Origin of the sequence: Pseudomonas sp. MD195_PC81_125 (assembly GCF_014060985.1) — a bacterium.
Taxonomy (GTDB): domain Bacteria; phylum Pseudomonadota; class Gammaproteobacteria; order Pseudomonadales; family Pseudomonadaceae; genus Aquipseudomonas; species Aquipseudomonas parakoreensis.
Window position 1 is genome coordinate 1 of record NZ_JABULD010000955.1, and the last position, 559, is coordinate 559.

At 44.2% G+C, this 559-nt stretch carries 1 protein-coding gene; it reads left to right on the forward strand.

Translation table 11 applies throughout. The features are described 5' to 3' along the window. Window positions 1-559: EAL domain-containing protein (locus HT737_RS30550; RefSeq protein WP_182404686.1), on the forward strand; the 559-nt coding region annotated here is incomplete at both ends.

Below are 559 nucleotides of genomic sequence, written 5' to 3' on the forward strand. Positions count from 1 at the left end.
GAATGATCCTGCCGGACAGTTTCATTCCGGCGGCCGAACGTTATGGTCTGATGAGCCAACTGGACCGTTGGGTTGTAGAAAATGTTTTTAAAGTCATTGCCCAATGTATTGCCGAACAACATGAAGAACCTTTGGCAATGTGTGCGATTAATCTTTCAGGCATTACTATCGGAGATGACGCGTTTTTGCACTTTCTACGTGAACAGTTTGTTAACTACGCCATACCTCCTGAAATGATTTGTTTTGAAATTACCGAAACCAGTGCCATTGCCAATCTTGGGAGTGCAATTAGATTTATTAATGAACTCAAAGGCTTAGGATGTTACTTCTCGCTTGATGATTTTTGCGCCGGAATGTCTTCATTCGCTTATCTGAAACATTTGCCTGTAGACTTCCTGAAGATCGACGGAAGTTTCGTAAAGGATATGCTGGACGACCCGATTAACCGCGCAATGGTCGAAGTGATCAATCACATCGGGCATGTCATGGGTAAGCAGACAATTGCCGAGTTTGTAGAAACAACCCAGATCGAGCAGGCATTGCTTGAAATCGGGGTGGA